Below are 22,470 nucleotides of genomic sequence, written 5' to 3'. Positions count from 1 at the left end.
AATCTGGAATAGTTCAAGTTTGCCACAGATTGGGCGGTTGGTTCCGCGGCAGGGTGAGGGTCAGGACGGCTCCGCCTCCGGGGGCGTTGGCCGCGGTGAGAGTGCCGCCGTGCAGGCGCGCGTTCTCACTGGCGATGGCAAGGCCCAGGCCGCTGCCGTCGGTACGGGCACGGGCGGCGTCGCCTTTGGTGAACCGGTCGAAGACGTGAGGCAGAAGGTCGGCGGGGATACCGGGCCCGTCGTCGGAGACGGTGATGGCGAGCTGATCGGCGCCGGCCTGGACCTGGACGAGCACCGGCACCGCCGGGCCGCCGTGCCGTAGCGCGTTGCCGACGAGGTTGGCGATGATGACATCGACGCGTCGCGGGTCGAGGCGAGCGCGCAGAGCCGGCGGAACGTCGGACCGGACCCGGTCGTGCCAGTGCCGCAGTGCGAGCGTCTTGGCGATGAGCTGGCTCACGTCGACGTCGTCCAGATTCAGCACGGCGGCGCCGGCGTCGAAGCGGGACACCTCGATCAGGTCCTCGACCAGGCGGGTGAGCTTGCGGGTCTCGTCGGAGACCAGCTGCAGCGCCTCGGCGGTGAGCGGTGCGAGGCGGCCGGAGGCCGCGTCGGCGTCGAGGACTTCGGTCACGGCGGCCATGGCCGCCAGCGGCGTGCGCAGCTCGTGGGAGACGTCGGCGGCGAACCGGCGCGCCCGCGCTTCCATGTCGCGCAGCGCGGCCGCGTCGGCCTGGAGCGTGGCCGCCATGGTGTTGAAGGTGCGGCCGAGGTCGGCGAGTTCGTCGTCACCGGTGATGCTCACGCGGGTGTCCAGGCTGCCTCCCGCCATCTGCTCGGCGGCCGTGCGCAGCCGCCGTACCGGTCTCAGCAGTCTGCGCGCGGCCAGCAGAGCGGGGACGACGGAGGCCAGGGCGACGGGGAGGGCTCCGGCGCGCGCGGCGGCCGCCAGGCTGTCCACGTCCCGCTGCTGGGAGGCCAGGGAGACAGAGGCGTAGGCCACGAGCGGCGAAGGGCCGTGCGGCCGCGCGGCGGCGGTGACGGGAACGGCCACGGCCAGCCAGGGTGTCCGGGCGTGGTGGAAGCGCTGGGCCAGCGCGGTGCGCGCCGAGGCCGCCTGGTCGCGCAGGTGCGCGGGCAGCGGCGGCGCCTGCTTCCCGGCGGCGATGAGCGGGCCGCCGCGATAGGACAGGGCGGTGTGCCAGCCCCGCGTGCCCGCCGCCAGGTCCAGCTGCCGGGCCAGTCTGCGCAGGTCCGTCTCGGCCGGGTCGGCCGGGAGATCGGGCGTTCGGGAGGCAAGGTGAGCGCGCAGCTCCTGCAGGACGTCGGCCTGGGCGCGGTCCACGATCGCGGCATGGCCCTGGCGGTAGGTGACCGCGGCGGCGGTCAGCGCGCTGATCGTGGACACCAGGAGGAACACCAGGACCAGCTGGGCCCGCAGACCGCGTGCTCGGGCAGGGCGGATCACAGCGGCCCGAACCGGTAGCCGAAGCCGCGCACGGTCTGGATGTAGCGGGGGTTGCGAGGGTCGTTCTCGATCTTGGCTCGCAGCCGCATCACGCACGCGTCGACCAGCCGGTAGTCGCCGTAGAAGGTGTGTTCCCAGACCTGTTCCAGGAGTTGCTGACGGCTGAAGGTCTGTTCGGGCGCGGCCGTCAGGAACAGCAGCAGCTTCAGCTCCGTCGGCGCCAGCGCGAGTTGCTCGCCGTGCTTGAGCACGCGCAGGGCGACTCGGTCGACGAACAGGTCGCCGTGGGTGGTGCGGGCCTGGTCGGCGGAGGCGGGCTGGGTGGTTCGGCGCAGCACCGCGCGCATGCGGGCTTCGATGACCTCGCTGCTGGCAGGCTTGATCACGTAGTCGTCGGCGCCGGCCTCCAGGCCCACGACCACGTCCACGTCGTCGTCGCGCGCGGACAGGATCACGATGGGCACCTGGCTGAAGGCGCGGATGCGGCGGCAGGTCTCCAGGCCGCTCATGCCGGGCAGCATGAGGTCGAGCAGGACGATGTCGGGCGCGCTCGCGACGAGTTCGGCCAGTCCGTCCTCACCGGTCGAGACGAGCAGGGTTTCGTGGCCTCTGTGGCGCAGGCCGAGGCTCACGCCCCGGCGTACGGCCGGGTCGTCTTCTATCAGCAGGACGCGGGTCACGAGGCGGCTCCCTGCTCAGCCGGGACGGCCGACCCGCTCTCGTCGCACCTGACCGGCCAGGGCCTGCCTGCCATGCCGGGCTCGAACACCTCGATGACGGGGTCGTCGCCGACGCCTGGAGCCTCGGCGGCCGTGCAGACCAGCTGGCTCACCGCCGCCGGGCGCAGGTCACGCACCAGCCACGGCAGATGCAGCTGTACGCGGCCCTTGGCCGTCCTGGCCCGTACCGGCTGAGGCGCCGAGGGCAGTTGCGTGATCAGCCCCCGGGCCCGCTCGGCCGCTGTGGGGCCGTCGAGCAGCGCGTCCATGGCCTGTTGCAACCGGGCACCGGCCGACGCCGGCCGGGAGACCGGCCAGGTGCCCTGGGGCGTGACGAAGTACACCCGCAGCGAACCCGCGGGGTTCGCGGTCAGGCCGCCTTGGACCAGGTCACCGGCAGGGCGTGCATCGGTGTCGCTGATCCCGCAGCCCGCCACCGTCGCCGCCGCGGCCAGGACGGCCGCCAGGTGGCGTAAGACCCTTGGCATGTGTCCGCTCCCTCGTTTCCTGGCGGATCTGTCCGGTGATGACTACTGACTGAGTCTGCTCACGTCGACCGTCCCGGCGCCGGGCTGCGGCCGCGGTATCGCTGCCCACAACCCTGCCGCCAGCACCGCCGCGGCGGCCACAGCCACCCATCCGCGCCGCCCGGTGGCCCAGCCGGTGCGCAGCCGTATCGGATCTTCGACGGTGGCCTTCGAGACTACCGCAGCCAGCAGTGACAGCCCGGCCGCGACGATCGTCCAGCCCCAGCCGTCGAGCCCGGCCAGAGGCCGTGGCAGGAGCAGGTAGATCGGCCAGTGCCACAGGTACAGGCTGTAGGACAGCTCGCCCAGCAGGCGCGGTACGGTGCTGCCGATCACCCGGCCCGCCAGGCCGTCCGGCGCGTGGGCGAGGAGCGCGATCAGCGCGGCGCCGGCCAGGGAGTGCGCGAACATTCCGCCCTGGAACAGGCCGGGGTCCTTTTCCCCGCCGGTCAGCAGCCATGAGGCCGACAGACCGCACAGCAGCAGGACGCACGCCACGTCCACGGCGGTGCGCGACAGGCCGCTCACCGCGGCCCGGACGGGGGCGGTGGCGGCGGCCGCGCCGAGAAGCAGGGAGAAGGCCCGGGTGTCGGTGCCCTCGTAAGCGCGGGTGGTGTCCACGGCGGCCCCGAGCCTGATCATGAGCAGGAGTGAGACGAGCGCACCGGCCACCGCGACGAGCGCCACCCGCCGGTGCCCGCCGGGCCCTCTCCCGGCCAGTGCCACCGTCAGGGGCCAGACCAGGTAGAACTGCCATTCGACGCCGATGCTCCACAGGTGGGCGAACAGACGGGTGCCGGAGGCGTTCCAGTAGCCGATCTGCTCGCCGATGACGTGCCAGTTCACGCACTGGGCGGCCACCCACGGCGCGTCCTGGAGGGCGTACCTCACCAGGTCCGGCCCGGCGAACGCCCAGGCCGACAGCAGTGTCGAGATGACCATGACGGTCAGCGCGGGCAGCAGACGGCGGGCCCTGCGTTCCCAGAAGGCCACCAGGCGGAGACCGCCGCTCCTGCCGAGCTCCTCCAGCAGCAGGCCGGTGATCAGGAAGCCGGACAGGACGAAGAACAGGTCGACGCCCAGGAACCCGCCGCGCAGGTGCCCGGCGTGAAACAGCAGGACCGCGGTGACGGCGAGCCCGCGCAGCCCGTCAAGCGCGCCGACATGAGCGCGGCGCGGGGCTGACGTCGTCGCTCCCATCAGCCGCAGCCGAGTTTGGCGAAGCGGTCGTCGCCGGTCCACGGCCCGGTGGCCCAGACGGCGGGGGCGGCAGGGGTGAAGCCGGCCAGCTCGCCGAGCCGCTTGGCGAACCAGGCGGCGAAGGCCGCCGATCCCTGTTGACAGGAGTGGACCCCGTCCTGGGCGCGCTGGGCCTTGCCGGCGGCGTAGTCGTCCCCCCACAGCTCAGAGGCGTCCAGGTAGCGAACATCAGTGACCTTGGCGGCCATCGCGGGCGCGCTCTTGATCGCGTCCTTGTGGGGCCGGTAGAAGTCGTCGATCTTGAACGGCGGGGCTGACACCACGACGAGCCGGGCGCCGGCGTCCTTCGCCGTCCGGGAGAGCTTCTGGTAGGCCGCCAGCTGCTGGCGGGACGTGCCCCAGTCGTAGGTGGTGATCTGGTACGCGATCACCGTCGGCCGGAACGAGGCGAGATTCTCCTTGAGCGTCTTCCACGTGTCCTGGGCCGCCACGGCCGTCACCGGGTGATCACCGGCGACGACGTTGCCGCTGCCGTCAGAGGTGGCGTTCTTGACCTGCACACCGCTGGCTTCCAGCGCGGCCTCCACGGCCGGGGCCTCGGCGCCGGCGATGGAGTCGCCCATCCACAGCACCCTGACGCTGGTCGCGGCCTGACCGGCGTGCTGGTCCTTCGCGGCCGGTCCGTCGCCGGGGGCGGCGGTGAATGCGCCGCAGGCCGCCAGCGTGGCCCCGGCCGCGACGGCCACGGCCGCCATCACTCCGGCACGGCGGCGGCCGGTAGATCCTCGGGGGAACGGGGAGCCAGGGGAGCGGTTCGTCGGTCGCATGATCGGTAGGCAATCAGACGAATCCGGTGGTCAACCGCGTTGTCATCGTTTCATCACACAATGAGGGATCAGCCATCACAGAGCTTCGCTGCCCCTCGCCTCCGGCGGGTGAACGACGACGCCCGGCCGGCGACGATCGACGTCGTCGCCTGCCGGGCGTGTGAAGGAAGTGCTAGGGGGCTTTACTGCGGGGCGTCGAAGGTCCACTCGGCGTTGGCGCCCGGGCCCACGACAAGGGTCGAACGTCCGATCCGCTCCTCGTGCCGCGTCGCCACGGACTGGTTGAGCGACATGGAGACCTGCTTGAGGCCCGCCTTCTCACGCGCGACGGAGTCGAGCTGGATGGTGGTGCCGCCACCCGTCGCGATGGCGCCGCCGCCGGTGACCGTGACGTCGAACCCGCCCGCCTTGAGCAGCGGGACCGTGTTGGCGAGGTCGCGCGCGGGGACGCCGATGTTGATGTACCGGATGTCACGCATCAGATGGTCGGCGTAGGCGTCGGGCAGGTAGCGCTCGCGGCTGACGTCACCGTCGTAACTGGCCGGCTCGGTCTGGCTGCGCGGGTCGGCGAAGTACTCCGGGAAGTACTCCATCGCCCACGGGTCGAAGGCCTCGTACTGGTCGCCCGTGGTGCGGATGGTGTCGAACCACGGGATCGGGACGCCATCGCCGAAGTCCCGCGTCTGGCGGTACTTGGCCGGGTCGCTGATGCCCAGGGCGGCCAGCTGCGTGGTCACCTTGGCCAGGTCGCCGGTGCGCTCGGTCGACACGCCCAGCCCGGCGGAGCCGTAGAGGGCGTCCTGGCCGGGCAGGTCGCCCTCACCGAACAGCTCGATGTAGGTCTCGCGGCCCTTGAGGTAACGGCCCTTCCAGGTCATCCCGCCACCGGTCGTGGTGCGGACCTCGAAGTTGGCGAACTCCCGCAGGTAGGCGGAGTTCTCGACGGCGTCGGCCGTCTCCCGGTCGACGACGCTGTAGGCGTGGTTGTAGAACAGCAGCTGCTTCTGGGACGACACGTGGGACTCTTCGGCCTGGGCCGTCCCCACACCCCCGGCGAGCGCGACGGCGCAGGTCGCGGTGAGAGCGGTGATCATCCGTAATGTCCGGCGAATCATCATGAAAGTGATCTTAGAGCGAGGATGATCACCTTTACTATCGGTTTGACAGGACCAATACTGCAAATGTGGCGATCTCATAGCGGCGATGTGGCGAGCCCCTCACGGCGTGACGATCGTTGACACCTTCGGCGGCCGATGTTTGACTCAGCCGGGTGTCAGCTGGATCATCGGCTGCTCGCGCGGCGGCACGGCTGCCTCGTGAGCCCGGCGTCTACCGGTTCCGTGACCGGCATGGCCGCATCCTCTACCTGGGACGCGCCACCGACCTTCGGAGCCGGGTGCGCTCCTACTGGGGCGACCTGCGCGATCGCCTGCACCTGACGAAGATGGTCGCCCGGGTCGCCCGGGTCGAGGCGGTGGCGTGCGAGTCGGTGCACGAGGCCGCCTGGCTCGAGCGCAACCTGCTCGAAGCGGAGATGCCCCCCCTGGAACCGCACTCCCGGCGGCGCGGAGACGTCGATCTACATCGTGGTCGACACGCGGCCGCGCACCGCCGGGGTGCGCACGAGCCACGTCGCACGGTTCGACGGGGGCGTCGGCTTCGGTCCCTACCTCGGCGGGACGAGAGCGCGGCAGGCGATCGCCGGGCTGCACCGGGCGTTCCCGCTGTCGTACACGCGTGACCGGCTCGCCGGCGCCGAACGCGACATCGCGGCCAGGCGCGGCATCGGCCCGCAGCTCAGGGAGCGGCTCGCCGAGGCCGTCATCTCCACGCTCGACGGGACGGACGCCGAGGCCGCGCGTGAGGCGCTGACAGCGGCGCGCGACCGTGCGGCAGCGGCGCTCACCTTCGAGCTGGCCGCCCGGATCCAGGAAGAGCTGGTCGCGCTCGAATGGGTGACGAGCGTGCAGCGCGTCACCGTCGAAGGCGGCGGCGACCAGGACGTATGCGGGTGGGCGGACGGGCTCGCCGTCACATTTGCCATCCGCGGCGGGCGCCTGAACGGATGGGACCAGCGCGAGTGCGCTCGCTCGGCCGTGGCCCGGGCGAGCGCCGTCACGCCGCCCGAATGGGCCGAGTTCGCCCGGCGCAATGCCGAGCTGGCGGCGGCGCTCAGCCAAGCCTGATCGAGCGTCACCCGTCGCTCGGGAGCCTGGCCTCAACGAGCGTCACCCGTCACTCGGGAGCCTGGCCTCTCCCGCCGCCTGGCGGACCGCGACCTCGGCCAGCTTGCGGATCTCCGCCGCCGGGACGGCGACGCCAGGCGTCTGGAACGTCCAGCGGAGGAACGCCTCGACGTTCATGGCGGGCACCTCGCCGAGATAGGGCTCGATGTACACCGGCGTGTTCGGCTCACTGCGCCAGCTGTCGGCGAGCGTGCCGATGTCCACCGCGTCGTAGCCGAGGACGTCCATCAACAGGGCGGCCTCCGCCTTGGCCGCGGCGTCATCGCCGGCGATGGGCAGGGCGCTGCGGTCCGGCGCGCCCGCGGGCCGGGCGAGCGAGACCAGCTGGTGCGGGGTGATGGTGTTGAACGCCTTGATCACCCGAGAGCCCGTAAGGTGACGCTGGATCAGGCCGCTCGATGTCAGCTCGCCGGAGTCCAGCTCGGTCAGGTGGCCGTCCCGCTCGGGGTAGTAGTTCGCCGTGTCCAGCACCGTCTTCCCGGCCAGCGCGTCGGCGGGGAGCCGGTCGTACGCGTTGAACGGGATGGCCGCCACCACCAGGTCTCCGGCGCGTGCCGCGTCGTCCGGTGTGGCTGCCCGGACGCGCCCGCCCAGCTCGGCGAGCGTCTCAGGCCCTCGCGAATTGCTGAGGACAACCTCGAGACCTGCGGCGACGGCCAGGCGGGCAACGGAAGAACCGATCATTCCGCTGCCGATGACTCCGAGTGTCCGGGGCACGACTTCTCCGTTCGACGTGGCACACGATAGTTCGAGTTCAAGTAATGCGAGTCATAACTATCATGACTCGAATCATGTTCGCTAGACTCTCCGACCATGACCGAACGGGCCGACGCGGTGACGCAGACGCAGATCGACCGGGACGTGTGCCGGCTGGCTCACCGGTTCACCCAGCAGCTGGACGCGCACGTACGACGCGTCGCCGACGACCTCGCGCTGACCCCGGCCCAGGTGGTCGCGCTGCGGGAGCTCTCAGACCCGATCACCGCACGGGAGCTGGCCAACCGGATGGTCTGCGAGGCCTCCAACGCCACGTTCGTCCTCGACCGGCTGGAGCAGCAGGGCCTGATCGAGCGCCGGCCCCATCCGACCGACCGGCGCGCCAAGGAGGTCGTCCTCACCCCTGCGGGCGAACGCCGCCGGATCGACGTCCTGGAACGTCTGAACACCCACTCCCCGCTGGCCGCGCTCAGCCCGGCGCAACAGCAGTCCCTGTGCGAGCTGCTCCAGACCCTCATCGCCTGAGCGCGGCGTTCTCGTGATCTGCCGGTTTTGGGTGGCCTGACCATGCTTCGGGTGGTCATCAGCGGGTAGCGAAGCGATTACCACTGGTGACGACGGGAGGCGTGGCTATGCGTGCCATCAGCTCTGCGATGATCGGGATGGCCCTGGCCGCCACCGGTTGCACGTCGTTGGGGACGTACCCGTCGCAGACGTACGCGCCGAACAGCGGGGCCAACGCCGACCTGCAAGGCGTGCTGCACCTGCGCAACGCCTTCCTCCTGGACGGCGCGGACCCGGACTCGCCGTCCCCGCAACTCGCCCTGTACGCCGTCCTGATCAACTCCGGCAGCCGGCCCGCCCGGCTCGACCGGATCACCGTCGACGGCGGCGGCTCCGTACAGCTGGCAGGGCCGATCACGCTGCCTCCCAACCAGCCCGTCGGCACCGGCGACAAGCCCATCGGCACCGTCAGCGGCGTGCGCAGCGCCACGGTGCCGATGACCTTCGCCTTCAGCGGCGCCGCACCCATACGCGTGAACGTCCCGGTCCAGCTGAGAGCCGGAGAGTACGCCAACCTGCCCACCGCGCCGCCTCCAACGGGGTGATGGCGGCGGACGGCCGCCCGATCACAGCTTCGGTACGAGGCCGACGTCGAACCACACTCCGACCTCGTCGCTGAGCTTGAGCGCGCCCAGCAGCGCCGAGTAGGGCCGGATGCCCCATCGGGTCTGCACGACGGTCGCCGAGCCCTGCACGCGCTCGTCGGTCAGCGAACCCTGGACCTCGACGGGCTGCGTGACCCCGACGAGGGTGAGCTCGCCCTCGACGCGGAACGACTGCGCGGTCCCGTCCACCCGCGTCGATCGGAACGTGATCGTCGGGTGCTTCCGCACCTGCAGGATCTTCTCCCGAATGGTCCGCTCGATCTCCGCGTGGTCGGAGTCCGTCAGCGGCTTGACGCCGCCGGTCCCCTCCCTGACCTCGAGCGAACCGGCGTCGGCCTCGACCGTCATCGAGCAGTTGGCCGGGTCGGCGGCGTCGACGACGGCGGTGCCGCGCCAGCGGGTGACCTCGATGGTGAGATCATGGCCGGCCTTCGCGCCCAGCCCGGTACGGGTCGTATGGACGAGAAGCCGGCCTGACTCGGCGCCGAACGTGTAGTTACCAGCGGTGATGCTCACCTTGTCACGTTAGCCCGCACGTGCACGAGTCACGGTGACACGTGCCGCCGGCATGGCGAATCCGGGGCTGCCGGTTGCGTTTCCCGGATGAATGGGGTGTGGGACAGATCGCCCCGAACTGCTACTTCATGGCCGTCGCCTCCCGCGACCGTGATCCCGGCTCCTGCCACAGTTGCCGGCCCTGCCCGACGACGTGCTGCGTGCGCGGTCTGCGCCACCGCGCTCCGCGCCGGCACCGTCCACGCGGCCTGCCCGGTGTGCGGGACGACGGAGAAGAGGCTGCGCGGCTGAGGCCTCGTCACGTGTCGAACCATTCACATTTTTGGTAACGGTACCAGGCGTGGGAACATGGGGGAGTGGACACGATCGATCTGCTCCTGCACCCGGTTCGGCTGCGCATCGTGCACGCCATGTCCGGGGGGCACGCCCTGACCACGTCCGACCTGTGCGCCCGGCTGGCCGACGTGCCGAAGACGACCGTGTACCGGCACGTCGGGGTGCTGGCGGAGGCGGGAGTGCTGGAGGTCGCCGGCGAACAGCGGGTGCGCGGCGCCGTCGAGCGGCATTACCGGCTGTGCCGCGAGCGCACGAGGATCGACGCCGAGGACGCCACGTCCATGTCCCTGGACGACCACCGCCGCGGGTTCGCCGCGGCCATGGCGGCCCTGCTCGCCGAGTTCAACGCCTACCTGGACCGGGACGGAGCCGACCCGAGCGCCGACTTCGTGGGCTACCGGCAGGGCACGTACTGGTTCAGCCCGGACGAGCTCGCCCAGATGATCGACGCGCTGTACGAGGTGTTCGTCTCGAAGGCACGCAACGAGCCCGCCCCGGGCCGCAGGCCTTACCTGATGAGCACGATCTTCTTCCCGGCCGAGGCGGATGGACAGTGAGGTTCGCTGCCTATGCGGGCGTTCCGGGTGACCTGCGCAGCGACGCGACCCGATCGACCAGGTGGCCGATCTTGTAGTACAGCCGCGGCGGGACGTGCGGGAGCACTCGTGAGTGCCGCTGCTCCAGCAGTGCGAACATCTCCACCGGTGGCAGGTCGATGTAGCGCGGGAGGTTCTCGTACCACTGGGCGCTGTAGTGGGCCGCTCGTTGGATGCGTCTGATCTCGGCTCTGCGTCGCCGGTCGTAGCGGGCCAGGGCGGCCTCCAGCCGGTCGTCCTGATACAGGGAGTGGGCCAGGAAGGCGGCGTCTCCGAGGGCGAGGGCGGTGCCTGCGCCGATGGAGTAGTGGGTGGTGTGTGCGGCGTCGCCGACGAGGGCGAGGTTGCCGCGGTGCCAGGTGCGGTTGGTCAGGGTGCGGAAGTTCAGCCAGTGTGCGCTGCCGTCGTTGAGTGCCCGGCCGAGGAGGGGGTGGCCGTCGAGGATGTCGGCGAAGAGTTTTTCCAGCAGGGCCAGGCTGTCGGCTTCGTGGGTCTGGTGGAGGCCGAGTCCTTTCCAGGTTTCGGGGGAGCATTCGATGACGCCGGTGCTGTGGTCGTGGCTGTAGGGGTAGCCGTAGCACCAGATCCAGCCGTGGTCGGTTTCGACGAAGGCGAACAGGAAGGAGTCGAAGGCTTTGGTGGTGCCGAGCCACATGTATTTGTTGCGGCCGAGGGTGGTCTGGGTGCCGAAGTGGGTGGCGTGGCGTTCGCGCAGGGTGCTGTTGATGCCGTCGCCGGCCACGATGAGGTCGGCGCCGGCCAGTTCGTCCTCGTGGGTGATCTCGTGCTCGTACTCGATGCGCACGCCGAGGGAACGGGCCCGCTCGGCCAGGATGGCCAGCAACTGGTGCCGGCCGATGCCGAAGCCCTCTTCGCCGTGGTCCACCGTCAACGTCGCGCGGCGGTGCAGGTGGGTGACCCAGCTGTTCCAGCGGACGATGTTCTCGCTGATGGCGCGCGCGGACTCCGCATCGGCGAGATGAAGATTCTGGTACATCTCATCCCAGAAGGTCACGCCCCAGCCGTACGTCGATCCGGCCGGGTCGCGTTCGTAGACGGTGATGTCATGGGCCCGGTCGGCCCGTTTCATCAGGATCGAGAAGTACAGGCCGGCTGGTCCGCCCCCAACGCACGCGATCTTCACAAGAGCCCCCGATTGTCACTTACTGCTATCGATATATCACATAAAGTAGTCGAGACTGTCGAACGTGCGGCGGTGGGCGTGAGATAATGACTTCCACGGAGCCCTCTCCGCCTCGGGCACAGCCCAGGCGAGAGGGTTTTTTCATGCCCGCAAACGCAGTGACGACCTGCCTGCGGCGGGCGCCCCCGTTCACCCGAATGAAGGAGTCCTCCCATGGACCTTGGTCTGACCTGCCCGCGTTTCACCTGGCCAGGCGGCGACGCCGCCATCGCCGGCAGGTTCGCCGCCGTCGCCCGAGGCGCCGACCAGGCGGGTCTGCGCAGCCTGTGGGTGATGGACCATCTCTTCCAGATCCCCAACTTCGGCTCCGTGGAGGACCCGATGCTGGAGGCGTACGGCGCGCTGTCCTACGCCGCCGCCCTGACCAGCCGGGTGAGCCTGGGCGCGCTCGTGACCGGCGCCGTCCACCGAGCGCCCGGGCTGCTGGTCAAGCAGGTCAGCACCCTGGACGCGCTCTCCGGCGGCCGTGCCGTCCTGGGCATCGGCGCCTCCTGGTACGAGCCCGAGGCCCGCGGCCTGGGGCTCCCCTTCCCGCCCTTGGCCGAGCGGTTCGAGCGGCTCGAGGAGACGCTCCAGATCGCCCGGCAGATGTGGAGCGGTCAGGACAAGCCGTACCACGGCCGGCACTATCAGCTGGAACGTACGCTCGACGCGCCGCGCGGCAACCCGCCCATCCTGATCGGCGGCAGCGGGGAGAAGAAGACCCTCCGCCTCGTCGCCCAGTACGCCGACGCCTGCAACTTCCTGTTCGGCGCCGACGTGCGGCACAAGCTCGACGTGCTGCGCGCCCACTGCGAACGGCTGGGACGGCCCTACGAGGAGATCGAGAAGACCCTTCACATGCGGATCCCCGAGGGCCAGAGTGTCGAGGAGAGCGTCCAGCGCTGTGCCGAGCTGGCCGCGCTGGGCATCGAGCACGTCATCGTCGTCGTGCCCGACCCCTCCGAAGACGTGTGGCTGACCCATCTGGCCGAGCTCGCCGTACGGATATCTGCCATCACCCCGCTCGGCCGCTGAGCCTGCCGTTCCACCGCCTCCCAGACTTGGCGAGGTCTTGGACGCTCCGATGCCAATCCCCGAACCCCCCGTGCACAGGCTGCTACGGGCCGCGTGTTCGACTGGGTGAGGGGATTGGCAGATGAAGACTCAGCGACGCCTGTCGATTACGAAGCGTATGACGCTGTTCACCGGAGTGGTGGCGACGCTGCTGTCGGCGCTCCTCGCTGCGACGGTCATGATCGCGGTTTACCGGTTCGAGATGGGAAACCTCGTCGGTGAGCTCGCCGCGGCCGGTGGCCGGGTGGCCCACGAGGTTGAGCACAACGAGCTGGGCACGCCGCTGGTCGAGCACAGAGGCCGCAACCTGCAGATCGTCGACGCCACGAGGCGGGTCGTCGCATCGACGCCGCCGCTGCGGGGCAAGCCGGCGATGTCGAGCTTCAACCCCGACGGCAGGAAGATCATCACTGGCGTCGTATGCGGCCAGGTCTTCCCTTCCGGCGAGTGCCACATGGTGGTCGCGCAGTCCGCGTACCGGGAGGGGCAGGACTGGGTCGTTTACGCTTCCTCCCCGCTGATTCCTCCGTACGTCGATCCGTGGCTGGCCGGGATCGTGATCGGCGCGGCGGTGCTGATGGCTGTGGCGATCACCGGGATCGGCCACCGGATCGTCAACGCGTCCCTCAGGCCGGTGTCCGCCATCCGGGCGGAACTCGACAGGATCACCGAGACCTGCCCCGAGCGGCGGGTGCCACTCCCGCCGAGCCGGGACGAGATCCACGACCTGGCCGACAGCGTCAACCGGACGCTGGCCCGGCTGGAGACCGCGATGAACCAGCAGCGCCATTTCACCTCGGACGCCTCCCACGAGCTGCGTACCCCCATCGCCGCCATACGGGCCGAGGTCGAGGACGCTCTGCACGCGCCCGAGGAGACCAGCGTGCCCAGGCTGGGCAACACCGTTCTGTCCAGCCTGGACCGGCTCGAGGCGATCGTGGGCGACCTGCTGACCATAGCGCGGCTGGAGGCGGGCAGGGCGGGCCAGCGCGAGCCCATCGACCTGGCCGAGTTCGTGGCCTCGGAGTGCGAGAGGCGGCCGAAGCCGGACAAGCGGTTCGAGTACGCGCTCGAGCCCGGCGTGGTGGTGACCGGCGACCGGTTTCAACTGTCGCGCCTGCTCACCAACCTGATCGACAACGCTGAGCGGCACGCCGCCACGACCGTCGCCTTCCACGTACGGCGTGAGCCGAGCTGCAAACGTGACGCCCAGCGCTACCCGCACGGCGTCGCGATACTCGAAGTGGTCGACAACGGGCCCGGCATCGACCCGGACAAGCGCGAGCTGGTCTTCCAGCGCTTCACCCGGCTGGACAAGGCCCGCGACAGGGACGCCGGAGGCACCGGCCTGGGCCTGTCGATCGCCCGGCAGATCGCCGAGGCGCACGACGGCACCCTCCAGATCGAGGACAGCCCCCACGGCAGCCGGTTCGTCCTTCGCCTTCCCCTCGGCTGAGGGTGTCATAGCAGGTCAATCGGGTACTGGCCGGAGCGCGGGGGAGTCCGGCACGAGCTGATCGCGCCACGCGAAACCTTCATGGCCTGGAGACGTCCGCCGCTCGTACGGCACGCAGTCATGTGAGGGGACGCATGAGCACGAAATCCGACACCCTGGCCCGCGCGCTGGGCTGGGTCAGCCTCGCGCTGGGCACGGTGCAGCTGGCCGCGCCGCGCACCATCAACCGCCTGAGCGGCGTCGACGACTCCCGCCTGGCCAGGACGGTGACGCGCATGGTGGGCACGCGGCAGCTGGTGCACGGGGCGGCGCTGCTGGGCAGCCGCCGGCCCGGGCCGTGGACCTGGAGCCGCGTCGTGGGCGACGTGCTGGACCTGGCCCTGCTGGGCAGGGCGGTGGCGAGCCGCTCGGGCCGCTCAGGCCGTTCGAGAGCCTCGCGCCGCTCGCGCCGTTCCAGAGCCCCGGGCCGGAGACCCCGGAGGGCGGTCGCGGCGACGGCCGCCGTGGCGCCACGGCGGAGCGCCGCTCGCGGTGGCGGGCCAGGGTCCCGACGGCGACCGTGGAGTGGGAGGCGGAGATCCTGGACGAGCAGGCCGGCGAGCTGATCGCCTGGGCGTCGGTGCGCGGCTCCATGGTCGCCACGAGCGGTTCGGTCAGGTTCACCGACGGCCCCGCCGGGCGCGGTACGGCGGTCCACGTCACGCTGGAGTACCGCGGTCGCGGCCGGGCGGTCGGCGCCACGGTGGCCAGGATGTTCGGCGAGTACCCGGAGCAGCAGATCCGCGATGATCTGCGCCGCTTCAAGCAGATCATGGAGACGGGAGAAGCGCCGCTCTCCGAGGGCGGCCCCCAAGGCGTCCGGCCGCTGCGCCGGCTCGGGCAGCGCTCCGCCCAGCCGGTGGGAGGCCGGTCATGAAGGCCGGCGGGAGGCGGGCTCACGGCCGGGTGGCTGGTGGATCTGCTGCCGCGGCGCCGGCGCCGGCGGGTTCGGCAGGGTGACCGGCTCCGTGCGCAGCGGGAACGGCTCGCCGTGATGGGTCAACGTGATCGGCGGGCCCTCCAGCAGCCGGTAGCTCGTCGTCTCGCTCGTGACGCCGACGTGCAGCAGACTGCCGCGGTAGCGCAGCCGGAAGCCCAGCCGGGTGACGCCCGGCGGCAGCCTCGGGGCGAAGCACATCCGGCCCTCGCCGGCGCGCATCCCGCCGAAGCCCGCGACAAGGGAGATCCACACCCCGGCCAGCGAGGCCATGTGGAGTCCGTCGACGGTGTTCCGCTCCAGGTCCGCCAGGTCCATCATGGCCGCCTCGCCGAGGTAACGGCCGGCGAGTTCGAGCTGCCCCACCTCGGCGGCGATCACTGCCTGGGTGCAGGCGGACAACGACGAGTCGCGAACCGTCAGCGCCTCGTAGTAGGCGAAGTCGCGGGCCTTCTGCTCGGGCGTGAACGCGTCGCCGCGCAGGTGCAGCGCCAGCACGAGGTCGGCCTGCTTGACCACCTGCCGCCGGTAGAGGTCGAAGTAGGGGAAGTGCAGGAGCAGCGGGTACTGGTCCGGCTTCGTGGCGGCGAAGTTCCAGACTCCGTGCCGGGTGAAGCCCTCGCTCTGCTGATGGACGCCCAGCCGCTCGTCATAGCAGACGGTCATCGCGTTCGCCGCGTCCCGCCACCTCGTGATCTCCTCCTCGGTGATCCCGAGCCGCGCCGCCAGATCGGGATGGCCGGCGGCCGCCTCGGCCGCCTCACGCAGGTTCTGCTGGGCCATCAGGTTGGTGTAGACGTTGTTGTCGGCGACGGCGCTGTACTCGTCGGGACCGGTCACGCCGTCGATGCGGTACCGCCCATCGCTCTCGTGATGGCCGAGGGCACACCACAGCCGGGCCGTCCCGGTCAGCAGCGGCAGGCCGGTGTCGCGTTCGAACGCCGTGTCACCGGTGGCGTCGACGTAGTGCGTGACCGCGTGGGCGATGTCGGCGTTGATGTGGAACGCCGCGGTCCCGGCGGGCCAGTAGCCAGAGCACTCCTCGCCGTGGATCGTCCGCCACGGGAAGGCGGCCCCGGACAGCCCGAGCTGCGTGGCGCGCGCCTCCGCCATCGGCAGGGTCGACCTCCGCCACGACAGCGCGTCCGCCACGGCCCGCGGGTAGGTGTAGGTGAGCACAGGCAGCACGAAGATCTCGGTGTCCCAGAAGGCATGCCCGTCATAGCCCGAGCCGGTCAGCCCCTTGGCCGGGATGGGGCGGTCCTCCAGGCGCGCGGCCGACTGCAGCAGGTGGAACATCCCGAAACGTACGGCCTGCTGCACCTCGGCGTCGCCCTCGACCTCCACGTCCGCGCTCTCCCAGAACGCGTCGAGGAACTGCCGTTGATCCGAGCACAACCCGTCCCAGCCGACCAGCCGGGCGGCCGCCAGCGCCGCGACCACCTGGTCGTGCATGGCGGGCCGGGAACGCCGGGCCGACCAGCCGTACGAGAAGAACTTGACCAGCCGCAGCCGCCGGCCCGGCGGCAGGCGCGTGGCGACGGTCACCCGGCTGACGTCGGCGCTGCCCTGCGCGTCGATCCGGGTGCCGTCCGGCCCGTCGATCTCGTGGCACATGGCGGCGGCCACCCGCAGGCCGCTGGCCCGGGTGTGGTGGACCATGATCGCCACGCCGTCCTTGGCCGGCAGGTTCTCCTCCAGGACCAGCGGCGACTCCAGCGGGGCGGCCACGCGCGGGTCTCCGCTCGTGTACTGGCGGGTCTCGTTGGCGACGAGCTCCGACTGCACGACCACGTGCCTGGAGTCGTCCACGGCCTCGACCTCGTACCGGATCGCGGCCACCGCGCGATGGGTGAAGGACACCAGCCGCGTGGACGTGATCCGCACCTGACCCCCGGTCGGCGAGCTCCACAGAGCCCTGCGGGTCAGCGTCCCCGCGCGCAGGTCCAGGACCCGCTCGTGCTCGTGCAGCGTGCCGTACCGCACGTCGAACGGCTCGTCGTCGACCAGCAGCCGGATCACCTTGCCGTTGGTGACGTTCACCACCGTCTGCCCGGACTCGGGATAGCCGTAGGCGGTCTCGGCGTACGGCAGCGGCCGCACCTCGTAGAACCCGCCGAGATAGGTGCCCGGCTCCCCGTACGGCTCGCCCTCCTCGAGGTTGCCGCGCAGGCCGACGTGCCCGTTGGACAGCGCGAACACCGACTCGGTCTGCGCCAGCACGTCCAGGTCGAGCCGGCACTCCCGCACCGACCACGGCTCGACGCAGAACGCCGGATGCCGGATCATCGCGCCGCCTCATCGCGCGGGTCCAGCAGCTCGGAGAGGTCGCTCACGACGATGTCGGCGCCGTGGTCGCGCAACGCGTCCGCCTGTCCGGTCCGGTCGACGCCGACGACGAAGGCGAACCGCCCGGCCCGGCCCGCCGCCACCCCCGCCAGCGCGTCCTCGAACACCGCCGCCTCCGACGGCTTCAGCCCCAGCGCCTCGGCTCCCGCCAGGTACATGTCCGGGGCCGGCTTGCCGGCGAGATGCCGCCTCTGGGCCACCACACCGTCGACGCGCGCCTCGAAATGGCCGGTGAGGCCGGCGGCCGACAGGACCCGCTCGGTGTTCGCGCTCGACGACACGACGGCCCTGCGCAGCCCCGCGTCCCGGGCGGCCAGCACGTACCGGACGGAGCCGGGGAACGTCTCCACGCCGTCCCTGTCGATGACCGTCTGGACGAGCGCGTTCTTCCTGTTGCTCAGGCCGTGCACGGTCATGGCGTCCTGCGGATCGCCGGGCGACCCCTCGGGCAGGCTGATCCCTCTCGACCGCAGGAAGCTCCTCGTGCCGTCCAGCCGCTCCTTGCCGTCGACGTAGCGGTCGTAGTCGGCGACGGCGTCGAACGGCACGAACGGCTGCCCCGTCCGGCCGGCCCACCGCCGCAGGAACTCGTCGAACATCGACTTCCACGCGGCGGCGTGCACGGTCGCGGTGCGCGTCAGCACGCCGTCCATGTCGAAGAGACACCCGCGGACTCCGTCAGGCAGCCCGAGCATCAGCCCCCCGATCCGGCACGTGTTCCCGTGCCTGGCTGGCGACTACCCCGCAGCCCATGCTTCTCACCGGGGACGCCCGACCCCGAAAGTTTCGGCGCTCATTCGGGTGTATTCGCAGCTCGTGCGGGCGGATATGTGACTGATCTATGAAACATTTCGGATCTTCGTTGACACATTTCGAAGGGCTTTCCAGACTGATCGCCAACACCCCATCCAGAAGGGAGTGCCCAAGTGATCATCCGCTTGGTTGCCCTGGCGGTAGCGGCGACGCTCTCGGTCGCCGGAGCGGTGACGGGAGTGTCCACCAAGGCCGCCGCGGCCGCCGGAGTCGAAGACGAGGGTGCCGACTGCGCCGTGACCGGCCTGCCCGACGCGGGATCCTTACCCACCGATACCCGGCTTCCCGATCCCTTCAAGAAACTGGACGGCACCCGCATCTCCGCCAGATCCGAGTGGCGGTGCCGGCGGGAGGAGATCAAGAAACTGGCGGAGAAGTTCGTCTACGGCGAGAAGCCCGGGAAGCCGGCCGGCGTCACAGGGACGGTCTCGAGAACCGGTATCACCGTGAACGTGAGCCACAACGGCAAGAGTTCGAGCTTCTCGGCGAGCGTCGACCTGCCCAGCGGCTCCGGACCTTTCCCGGCCGTCGTCGTCTTCGGCGGGTTCGGAGCGGACACCGCCGCCATCAAAGCCGCCGGCGCCGCCGTCATCAACTACGACCCGTACGCGGTCGGCAAAGAGGGCACGCCGCGCAACAACAAGCAGGGCGCCTTCTACAGCATCTACGGCTCCTCGAGCAGCACCGGACTGCTCCTCGCCTGGGGCTGGGGCGTGAGCCGGATCATCGACGTCATCGAGCAGTCGGACGGCAGCATCCTCAGAGCGGACGCGACCGGCGTCACGGGATGCTCGCGGTTCGGCAAGGGCGCCTTCGTGACCGGCGCCTTCGACCAGCGCATCGCCCTGACCATGCCGATCGAGTCGGGCAGCGCCGGTGTGCCCATCTTCCGCGGCATCCCCGGGGAAGGCGCCCAGAGCCTGAGCAGCGCCTACGGGGAGCAGCCGTGGCTGGGCGACGCGTTCGGCTCCTTCACGAGCAGCCCGACCAGGCTGCCGGTGGACACGCACGAGATCGTGGGCATGTTCGCGCCGCGCGGACTGTTCATCATGGACAACCCTCACATCACCAACCTGGGCCCCAAATCCGCGAGCGTGGCGGCCCTGGGCGGCGCCGAGATCTACAAGGCGCTCGGCGCGGGGGAGAACATCACCTACTGGTCCGACATCCAGGACGGCAACCACTGCGCCAACCGGCCCGAATGGCGGACCCCGTTGCAGCAGAACATCCAGAAGTTCCTGCTGAAGACGGGCAACGCTCCCGGCGCGATGAGGATCTCGGCCAAGGCGTCCGGCAACCTGTCCCAGTGGAGAGACTGGCAGACCCCGGTCCTCGGCGACTCCGGCGACACCACCCCGCCGAGCACGCCGGGCACCCCGGCCGCGACCAACGTGACCACCACCGGCGCCACGCTCACCTGGGCCGCCGCCACCGACCAGGGCGGCTCCGGCCTGGCCGGCTACAACGTCTACCGCGAGGTGGGCGCCACCGACCAGCAACTCGGCCAGTCCGCCACCAATTCGATCACCCTCTCCGGGCTGACCGCGAGCACCCAGTACCAGGTGTACGTGCGGGCGCGTGACGGCGCGGGCAACCTGTCCGGCAACTCGCCCCTGGTCACCTTCACCACGACGACCGGCGGTGGCGACACCTCCCCGCCGACCGCCCCGGCCGGCCTGACGGCCTCGGGGACCACGTCGACGGGCACGAGCCTCAGCTGGACGGCCTCGACGGACGACAACGGCGTCGCCGGCTACGACATCCTGCGCGCGCCCGGCACGAGCGGCGGCACGTTCACCCAGGTCGGCACCTCGGCCGCGACCTCGTTCAGCGACACGGGCCTGGCCCCGAGCACCACCTACCGCTACCAGGTCAGGGCGCGCGACGCCGCGGGCAACACCTCGCCGGTCTCGAACACCGCGCAGGTCGCCACCCAGCCCGGCACGTCCACCGGCGCCTGCACGGCCGTCCCGACCGTACAGACCCAGTGGTCCACCGGGTACGTCATCCAGCCGCTGACCATCACCAACACCGGCACCTCGACGATCAACGGATGGACGGTCACCTTCACCCTGCCGGCCGGGCACACGCTGACCGGCTCGTGGAACGGCACCGCCACCGTCAGGGGGCAGACCGTGACCATCAAGAACGCCAGCCACAACGGCACCGTCGCCCCAGGAGCCAGCATCACCAACGTCGGCTTCCAGGCGAGCCGCCCGAACGGCGACACCGCGCTTCCGTCCGGCTACACCTGCGCCTGACGGCCCGCACCCACCGGCCCACTCATCCGCACAAAGGTGGGTGGGCCGCTTCGGGGGAGGTGTAGGTAAAGCGGGGTGTGCTCCAGCTGAAGCAGTCCTGCTTGCAGAGTGCGATGCTGAAGAATTCCATCGCCTATGCACAGTGATTGCCGCGACGGATAATGACGGCAATCTACACGTCTGGTGGGCACTCATGGAGCGCATCTTCGTCAACCTGACCAACTACGCGCTCAGGTTTGCTGGAGCCGCTGCGGCGATCTGGGGCATCGCGTATGCGATCAACGGTGCCACTCAGGCTCGCGGATATATCACTATACGCGTCGCACCCACGACGGAAGTCGCCGATCACCTTCGGGTGAGCGGTGTGAAACTCCCCGCCGGCGCCGTACTCGGCGAGGGAGAGCTGTCCCTGAGCATGTGGGATTCCACCGTTACCGAACAGGTGCTCTCGCGCGCAGACGTCTTGCTGAGCGGTCTTTGCGCGGGCGTGGCTGCCCTGCTGGTGAGCGGCCTGCTCAAGACTTTTATGAATCAGCAACCTTTCACAAGGGGCAATGCCGCCCGGATCGCCTGGCTCGCCGCTCTTGTGCTCGTCTCTGGTCTGGCCGGCCCCATGCTGTCCAGGCTCGCCGCAGCGACCGTGCTCGATCGGGCGGAGCTCGCGGCGATCTTCATTCCGTCGCTCAGCCTGTCATGGGTGCCCGTCGCGGGGTGCGTGTTTCTCCTCGCGTTGGCCCTCGCCTTTCGAAGAGGAGCGCAGACATCCGGCGCGGTGCTGGAGAACGCGGGCTGAAGCGTTCCACCGTCGCGCGTGGGTCTAAGGAGTATCTCAGTGGCAGCGGAGGTCGAGGCCGGCATCCGTGCTGTCGTACAGCTCCACGATGAAGTGCTTCATGTTGCCGTCAGCGGCCTTGTCCGAGGATCTATCGAAGTAGACCCTCAAGGGGGCCCTTTCGACTTCGACTCCAGCGATGCCGGCGGCGTCGTAATAACGGACCACTTCTTCCTCGGAGAGGGTTGTGGACAGCTTGATTCGGACTTGGTAGTCGCAGTGATTCCCGTTTCCTCGTAGGGCGATGGAACCCTCAGCGCTGTAATCCGCAAAGTCGGTGTCAGGCGGCAACGGATAGGCGAGGAAACGGTCCTCCAGGTTTGCAAGCTTCCTGTCGTTCAACCAAGCCGGAATGCTGAAGAGCAAGAAAAGCCCGACAAGAGGTGCCACGACCGCGCATGCGATGGCAACGAGGCATCCAAGTTTCACGACGGGCAACTCTACAGATTTCATCACGTAGTCGGAGAGGCATCCGCTGTGGATGTGAGTCTCTGTGCCGGGGCCTGCGCTGGGAGGAGAAAGCTGTTTGCCGCCCAGGAGCAGACCAGCGCCGGGGCAGTCACCTCGCCGAGGCCGCAGGGCCCTAGTACTTGCGGCAGTCGCCCTTGGCGAGAATCAGGGACATCCCGCCGACCTGGTTGGTCTTGTAGGACAGGTAGAAGAGGTAGAGCGCCTTCTTGTTGCCCGGCACGCTGGCGGTGGGATAGCCGCCCGGACCACGCCGCAGGTCGGGATAGGCGGCCTTCAGTTGCGCCTTGGTGGCCCCGATGCCGATGCCCTGGGGCGTCTTGAGGTCAGATGGCGAAACGATCATGGTCAGGCCGTACTTCTTGGAGATGTACATCCCCACCCGGTAGTTGGGGTACGGGTTCTCCTTCAGGTCCCAGCCCGTGCATCCGGCGTGGTCACCCACTGATTTGCGGACGATTCTCCCGGTCGCCTTCGCGTTCGTGGCGCTCATGCCGAGCTTCAGGTTGCCGTACCCGTACGGTCCCAGCGTCGCCTTCCGGGCGGCGAACGCGGCGGGCGCCACGGCGACCGGCACGAGCCCGCCCGCCAGCGCCACTACCAGCGCCGACCGGCCGATCCGTAGGCCGTTCGTTCGGTTCATCGTGCTCCTGATCTTTGACTTGATCACTTTAGTGATGGTCTGGATTGGTTGTTGGGGATTCGCGCAGTTGCGGGCAGGCGCCGTCACACTC

Annotated in this window: 23 protein-coding genes and 1 pseudogene; 10 read left to right on the top strand and 14 right to left on the bottom strand. The window is 70.0% G+C overall.

Annotation, left to right across the window (positions count from 1 at the left end; genetic code table 11):
- Nucleotides 1-13 precede the first annotated feature (13 nt).
- The 6 genes from ABD830_RS16665 to ABD830_RS16640 all read right to left on the bottom strand — a co-directional run bounded on the left by ABD830_RS16665 (nt 14) and on the right by ABD830_RS16640 (nt 5,859).
- Nucleotides 14-1,468, bottom strand: a complete 1,455-nt coding sequence (locus tag ABD830_RS16665; protein WP_344988015.1) for a sensor histidine kinase — start codon at nt 1,466-1,468, stop codon at nt 14-16.
- Nucleotides 1,465-2,148: a response regulator transcription factor gene (locus ABD830_RS16660; protein WP_344988013.1), complete on the bottom strand. Its 684-nt coding sequence runs from the start codon at nt 2,146-2,148 to the stop codon at nt 1,465-1,467. The genes ABD830_RS16665 and ABD830_RS16660 overlap by 4 nt, the downstream gene beginning before the upstream one ends.
- Nucleotides 2,145-2,675, bottom strand: coding sequence for a GerMN domain-containing protein (locus ABD830_RS16655; RefSeq protein WP_344988011.1), 531 nt, complete (start codon nt 2,673-2,675; stop codon nt 2,145-2,147). The genes ABD830_RS16660 and ABD830_RS16655 overlap by 4 nt, the downstream gene beginning before the upstream one ends.
- Before the next feature lie 42 nt (nt 2,676-2,717).
- Nucleotides 2,718-3,914: an acyltransferase family protein gene (locus tag ABD830_RS16650; RefSeq protein ID WP_344988009.1), complete on the bottom strand. Its 1,197-nt coding sequence runs from the start codon at nt 3,912-3,914 to the stop codon at nt 2,718-2,720.
- Nucleotides 3,914-4,741, bottom strand: coding sequence for an SGNH/GDSL hydrolase family protein (locus ABD830_RS16645; RefSeq protein WP_344988007.1), 828 nt, complete (start codon nt 4,739-4,741; stop codon nt 3,914-3,916). The genes ABD830_RS16650 and ABD830_RS16645 overlap by 1 nt, the downstream gene beginning before the upstream one ends.
- A 182-nt stretch (nt 4,742-4,923) precedes the next feature.
- The gene (locus tag ABD830_RS16640; RefSeq protein WP_344988005.1) at nt 4,924-5,859 is read right to left on the bottom strand and encodes a DUF5829 family protein; all 936 of its coding nucleotides are present in this window, start codon (nt 5,857-5,859) and stop codon (nt 4,924-4,926) included.
- Nucleotides 5,860-6,011: 152 nt separating this feature from the next.
- Between ABD830_RS16640 and ABD830_RS54250 the strand changes: the two are divergent.
- A pseudogene (locus tag ABD830_RS54250) lies at nt 6,012-6,260 on the top strand (nucleotide excision repair endonuclease); the annotation flags it as partial.
- 67 nt (nt 6,261-6,327) lie between these two features.
- Nucleotides 6,328-6,927, top strand: coding sequence for an excinuclease ABC subunit UvrC (locus ABD830_RS16635; protein ID WP_344988003.1), 600 nt, complete (start codon nt 6,328-6,330; stop codon nt 6,925-6,927).
- A 42-nt stretch (nt 6,928-6,969) separates the two neighbouring features.
- Here ABD830_RS16635 and ABD830_RS16630 read toward each other — a convergent pair whose 3' ends face one another.
- Nucleotides 6,970-7,704: an NADPH-dependent F420 reductase gene (locus ABD830_RS16630; protein ID WP_344988001.1), complete on the bottom strand. Its 735-nt coding sequence runs from the start codon at nt 7,702-7,704 to the stop codon at nt 6,970-6,972.
- 96 nt (nt 7,705-7,800) lie between these two features.
- On the opposite strand from ABD830_RS16630, the gene ABD830_RS16625 reads away from it, so the two are divergent.
- Nucleotides 7,801-8,229, top strand: a complete 429-nt coding sequence (locus ABD830_RS16625) for a MarR family winged helix-turn-helix transcriptional regulator (RefSeq protein ID WP_344987999.1) — start codon at nt 7,801-7,803, stop codon at nt 8,227-8,229.
- Nucleotides 8,230-8,336: 107 nt separating this feature from the next.
- Nucleotides 8,337-8,813 carry a copper chaperone PCu(A)C gene (locus tag ABD830_RS16620; RefSeq protein ID WP_344987997.1) on the top strand — a complete coding sequence of 159 codons (477 nt, stop codon included), beginning with the start codon at nt 8,337-8,339 and terminating at the stop codon, nt 8,811-8,813.
- Between the two features lie 21 nt (nt 8,814-8,834).
- Here ABD830_RS16620 and ABD830_RS16615 read toward each other — a convergent pair whose 3' ends face one another.
- Nucleotides 8,835-9,389, bottom strand: a complete 555-nt coding sequence (locus ABD830_RS16615; protein ID WP_344987995.1) for a YceI family protein — start codon at nt 9,387-9,389, stop codon at nt 8,835-8,837.
- Nucleotides 9,390-9,745: 356 nt separating this feature from the next.
- Here ABD830_RS16615 and ABD830_RS16610 point away from each other — a divergent pair, with 356 nt between their 5' ends.
- Entirely contained in the window at nt 9,746-10,282 is a 537-nt protein-coding gene (locus ABD830_RS16610; protein WP_344987993.1) for a helix-turn-helix domain-containing protein, read from the top strand.
- A gap of 10 nt (nt 10,283-10,292) precedes the next feature.
- Here ABD830_RS16610 and ABD830_RS16605 read toward each other — a convergent pair whose 3' ends face one another.
- Nucleotides 10,293-11,465 (bottom strand): FAD-dependent monooxygenase, encoded by a 1,173-nt coding sequence (locus ABD830_RS16605; RefSeq protein WP_344987991.1) that lies wholly within the window; start codon nt 11,463-11,465, stop codon nt 10,293-10,295.
- Nucleotides 11,466-11,678: 213 nt separating this feature from the next.
- Between ABD830_RS16605 and ABD830_RS16600 the strand changes: the two genes are divergently transcribed.
- Together ABD830_RS16600 and ABD830_RS16595 are read left to right on the top strand one after the other, a co-directional pair.
- Entirely contained in the window at nt 11,679-12,542 is an 864-nt protein-coding gene (locus ABD830_RS16600; protein ID WP_344987989.1) for an LLM class F420-dependent oxidoreductase, read from the top strand.
- A gap of 157 nt (nt 12,543-12,699) precedes the next feature.
- Nucleotides 12,700-14,037 (top strand): sensor histidine kinase, encoded by a 1,338-nt coding sequence (locus ABD830_RS16595; protein ID WP_344987987.1) that lies wholly within the window; start codon nt 12,700-12,702, stop codon nt 14,035-14,037.
- A 118-nt stretch (nt 14,038-14,155) separates the two neighbouring features.
- Here ABD830_RS16595 and ABD830_RS54245 read toward each other — a convergent pair whose 3' ends face one another.
- On the bottom strand, nt 14,156-14,323 hold the full coding sequence (locus ABD830_RS54245; RefSeq protein WP_378520843.1) for a hypothetical protein: 168 nt from the start codon (nt 14,321-14,323) through the stop codon (nt 14,156-14,158).
- A gap of 51 nt (nt 14,324-14,374) precedes the next feature.
- Here ABD830_RS54245 and ABD830_RS54240 point away from each other — a divergent pair, with 51 nt between their 5' ends.
- The gene (locus ABD830_RS54240; RefSeq protein WP_378520842.1) at nt 14,375-14,953 is read left to right on the top strand and encodes an SRPBCC family protein; all 579 of its coding nucleotides are present in this window, start codon (nt 14,375-14,377) and stop codon (nt 14,951-14,953) included.
- Here the strand turns inward: ABD830_RS54240 and ABD830_RS16580 are convergent.
- Nucleotides 14,948-17,302 carry a glycoside hydrolase family 65 protein gene (locus ABD830_RS16580; protein ID WP_344987981.1) on the bottom strand — a complete coding sequence of 785 codons (2,355 nt, stop codon included), beginning with the start codon at nt 17,300-17,302 and terminating at the stop codon, nt 14,948-14,950. The two genes, ABD830_RS54240 and ABD830_RS16580, sit on opposite strands and share 6 nt — an antisense overlap.
- Entirely contained in the window at nt 17,299-18,057 is a 759-nt protein-coding gene (locus tag ABD830_RS16575; protein ID WP_344987979.1) for a beta-phosphoglucomutase family hydrolase, read from the bottom strand. Before ABD830_RS16575 ends, ABD830_RS16580 begins: the two co-directional genes overlap by 4 nt.
- A 231-nt stretch (nt 18,058-18,288) precedes the next feature.
- Here ABD830_RS16575 and ABD830_RS16570 point away from each other — a divergent pair, with 231 nt between their 5' ends.
- Together ABD830_RS16570 and ABD830_RS16565 are read left to right on the top strand one after the other, a co-directional pair.
- Nucleotides 18,289-20,436 (top strand): fibronectin type III domain-containing protein, encoded by a 2,148-nt coding sequence (locus tag ABD830_RS16570; protein ID WP_344987977.1) that lies wholly within the window; start codon nt 18,289-18,291, stop codon nt 20,434-20,436.
- A 193-nt stretch (nt 20,437-20,629) separates the two neighbouring features.
- Nucleotides 20,630-21,229 (top strand): hypothetical protein, encoded by a 600-nt coding sequence (locus ABD830_RS16565; RefSeq protein WP_344987975.1) that lies wholly within the window; start codon nt 20,630-20,632, stop codon nt 21,227-21,229.
- Nucleotides 21,230-21,265: 36 nt separating this feature from the next.
- Here ABD830_RS16565 and ABD830_RS16560 read toward each other — a convergent pair whose 3' ends face one another.
- Nucleotides 21,266-21,721, bottom strand: a complete 456-nt coding sequence (locus tag ABD830_RS16560; protein ID WP_344987973.1) for a hypothetical protein — start codon at nt 21,719-21,721, stop codon at nt 21,266-21,268.
- 130 nt (nt 21,722-21,851) lie between these two features.
- A complete protein-coding gene (locus ABD830_RS16555; protein WP_344987971.1) occupies nt 21,852-22,379 on the bottom strand; it encodes a hypothetical protein in 528 nt (175 codons plus the stop codon).
- Nucleotides 22,380-22,470 lie beyond the last annotated feature (91 nt).

It is taken from the genome of Nonomuraea helvata (assembly GCF_039535785.1).
GTDB classification, from domain to species: domain Bacteria; phylum Actinomycetota; class Actinomycetes; order Streptosporangiales; family Streptosporangiaceae; genus Nonomuraea; species Nonomuraea helvata.
The sequence above is the reverse complement of the archived record's forward strand: the minus strand, read 5'-3'. Positions and strand labels throughout refer to the sequence as shown.

What these genes read in the sequence shown, in the direction of transcription:
- ABD830_RS16655 (WP_344988011.1), bottom strand. Translation starts at nt 2,675, where the DNA reads ATGCCAAGGGTCTTACGCCACCTGGCGGCCGTCCTGGCCGCGGCGGCG.
- ABD830_RS16560 (WP_344987973.1), bottom strand. Translation starts at nt 21,721, where the DNA reads ATGAAATCTGTAGAGTTGCCCGTCGTGAAACTTGGATGCCTCGTTGCC.
- ABD830_RS16645 (WP_344988007.1), bottom strand. Translation starts at nt 4,741, where the DNA reads ATGCGACCGACGAACCGCTCCCCTGGCTCCCCGTTCCCCCGAGGATCT.
- ABD830_RS16595 (WP_344987987.1), top strand. Translation starts at nt 12,700, where the DNA reads ATGACGCTGTTCACCGGAGTGGTGGCGACGCTGCTGTCGGCGCTCCTC.
- ABD830_RS16565 (WP_344987975.1), top strand. Translation starts at nt 20,630, where the DNA reads ATGGAGCGCATCTTCGTCAACCTGACCAACTACGCGCTCAGGTTTGCT.
- ABD830_RS16650 (WP_344988009.1), bottom strand. Translation starts at nt 3,914, where the DNA reads ATGGGAGCGACGACGTCAGCCCCGCGCCGCGCTCATGTCGGCGCGCTT.
- ABD830_RS16625 (WP_344987999.1), top strand. Translation starts at nt 7,801, where the DNA reads ATGACCGAACGGGCCGACGCGGTGACGCAGACGCAGATCGACCGGGAC.
- ABD830_RS16580 (WP_344987981.1), bottom strand. Translation starts at nt 17,302, where the DNA reads ATGATCCGGCATCCGGCGTTCTGCGTCGAGCCGTGGTCGGTGCGGGAG.
- ABD830_RS16575 (WP_344987979.1), bottom strand. Translation starts at nt 18,057, where the DNA reads ATGCTCGGGCTGCCTGACGGAGTCCGCGGGTGTCTCTTCGACATGGAC.
- ABD830_RS16640 (WP_344988005.1), bottom strand. Translation starts at nt 5,859, where the DNA reads ATGATGATTCGCCGGACATTACGGATGATCACCGCTCTCACCGCGACC.
- ABD830_RS16555 (WP_344987971.1), bottom strand. Translation starts at nt 22,379, where the DNA reads ATGAACCGAACGAACGGCCTACGGATCGGCCGGTCGGCGCTGGTAGTG.
- ABD830_RS16600 (WP_344987989.1), top strand. Translation starts at nt 11,679, where the DNA reads ATGGACCTTGGTCTGACCTGCCCGCGTTTCACCTGGCCAGGCGGCGAC.
- ABD830_RS16620 (WP_344987997.1), top strand. Translation starts at nt 8,337, where the DNA reads ATGCGTGCCATCAGCTCTGCGATGATCGGGATGGCCCTGGCCGCCACC.